The organism is Mesorhizobium sp. M7A.T.Ca.US.000.02.2.1, from assembly GCF_003996995.1.
GTDB lineage: Bacteria > Pseudomonadota > Alphaproteobacteria > Rhizobiales > Rhizobiaceae > Mesorhizobium.
In genome coordinates, this window is the sequence record NZ_RZTT01000689.1 from 1 (window position 1) to 1,956 (window position 1,956).

Annotated in this window: 3 protein-coding genes; 1 reads left to right on the forward strand and 2 read right to left on the reverse strand. The window is 61.6% G+C overall.

Annotated features, from left to right (window positions below):
- Both EOD15_RS33590 and EOD15_RS36375 read right to left on the reverse strand, forming a co-directional pair.
- Positions 1-453: ParB/Srx family N-terminal domain-containing protein (locus EOD15_RS33590; protein ID WP_127409259.1), on the reverse strand; the 453-nt coding region annotated here is incomplete at its 3' end.
- Positions 454-508: 55 nt separating this feature from the next.
- On the reverse strand, positions 509-913 hold the full coding sequence (locus EOD15_RS36375) for a hypothetical protein (protein WP_206618708.1): 405 nt from the start codon (positions 911-913) through the stop codon (positions 509-511).
- 575 nt (positions 914-1,488) lie between these two features.
- On the opposite strand from EOD15_RS36375, the gene EOD15_RS33600 reads away from it, so the two are divergent.
- Positions 1,489-1,956, forward strand: a 468-nt coding sequence (locus EOD15_RS33600) for a lytic transglycosylase domain-containing protein (RefSeq protein WP_185929151.1), incomplete at its 3' end; no start/stop codon positions are given.

Below are 1,956 nucleotides of genomic sequence, written 5' to 3' on the forward strand. Positions count from 1 at the left end.
GAGTTCCAGCAGTTCCGGGGCTGCGGCCACCAGCTTCAACCGGCGCTGCACCACAAGCGGGGTGACGCCGAAAGTGTCGGCTACGCGGTCGATGGTGAAACCTTCATCCACCAGCTGCTTGAACGCATTGAGTTCGTCCACCGGGTTCATGTTCTCGCGCTGCACATTCTCGGCGAGGCTCGCGGCGGTGGCGTCCTCGGCGGAAATGACGATGACCGGAACCGGGAAGTCAGCCGCCAGCTTGCCCTGCTCGGCCAGCAGCGTGAGCGCAGCGAAGCGACGGCCACCCGCGTCCACCTGATAGGTGCCGTTCTCAGTCGGGCTGACAACGAGATTTTGCAGCAAGCCCTGGGCCGCGATGGACGCGGCAAGCGCGGTCACATCGCCCGGCTTCGGGCGCACGTTCTTCGGGGAAACGACCAGCTGGGACAGCGGCAGGGTGGTGGTGGACATGGGTAATCTCCTTTGCGGTTGAGTTAGGTGTTGCGTGTTGCGGGGGGTGCCGCCGTCAGTAATCGGACGACAGCTGAACGGTGGTGACGCTGCGGTCAGCTTCGGTGATGACCCACACGTCCTGATTTCCGACCGGGTAGCTCGACAGGATGCGGCTCCCGTTCTCGATGGCCTCGCGGTTGGCCTCGGCGTCGTCGGGGCAGACATTCCCGAAATCGCCACGCACATGACGGCGGATCAGGGTGACGAAATCCACCTCGCCACTCGCCAGCACTTCAATGGCAGCAGGGGTTGCGGTCACCGCCCCCAGCTCGAAAAGAACACATGCTTTGCAAGATGCTTTCTGAGCCGGCTCTTGCTGTTGCTGGTGATTTACCGGTGCTGTCATGTCGGTTTCCTTCGTGCTGGTTGAGTGGTTGAACATGCTTCGCTGAGTGCCTTCTTTCGCCGTAATGCCCATGCTCAGACCGGTCCTATTAGGGCGACTGGCAATGGCGACACCGGAAGCCGCAGCGCGGCCGCAGGCCGTGACCGGGTGAGGATGGCGGCGTAGCGAACCCTTGCCTGGCGACCGGGCCGGGCTAGCGTCCTGGGCAGGCGAAAGGGGTTAGGCCTCAGCGGGGCAGGCTTTGTTCAACCTCAGCCGCAGGAACTGGACATGCACCGGGGAAGGCGCGCGACAGCGCGTGCCGTCGAGCAAGCGGAGCGCGCAGCGCCGCTAGGCGCGAAGGCGAAAGGCGACCGTCAGGGCGCGAAGGATGGAAGCCCGAAGGGCCGAGACCTGCAGGGGCTCGGTTCACGACAGCCCGGGCCGAAGGCTTCGCCCACCCGGCATTTCAAGCAGTACGGATGTACTAAGCCCATCCGCCCTAATTGCTCCCGAGGAAGCTCAACCGCTATTCAGCGTACAACAAGACCCCAATTCGTGAAGTGTCAGGACGTGAAAATCCGACACAACGAAAGGTGGTAAAGTATCCGCACTCCATAACCTCGTCGGGCCTAAGTATGAACAGGAGATTTATCGGGAAAGTGTCTGTGTCACTGCTGGTGCTGGCTGCCCTGGCTCAACCGGCTACGGCCAAACTACAGGATTCAACCACCTCCATTCCCGCGAATATTCTGGAACTGATCGGAACCTGCGCTCCGGACGTGCATCCGAACACGATGTGGAAGATCCTCGGACACGAATCCGGTTTCACTCCCTTCATCATCGGCGTGAACGAGAAGGGCAAAGAGCGACAGGTCTTTCGACTGAAATCGCAGCAGGAAGCGGCGCAGAAAGCACGCGAACTGATCGCGCAAGGCAAGAGCATCGACATGGGCCTGGGCCAGATTTGGTCGGGCAATCTGAAAGGTTTGAAGCTCACGCCGGAAGAAGTTTTCGAGCCGTGCACCAACGTGGCGGCGGCGGCAGGTCTGCTGATGGAAGCCTACGAGCGGGCCGTAAAGCAGGGTTTCACCGATCGGCACGCGATGGACCAGGCGCTGTCGTTCTACAACACG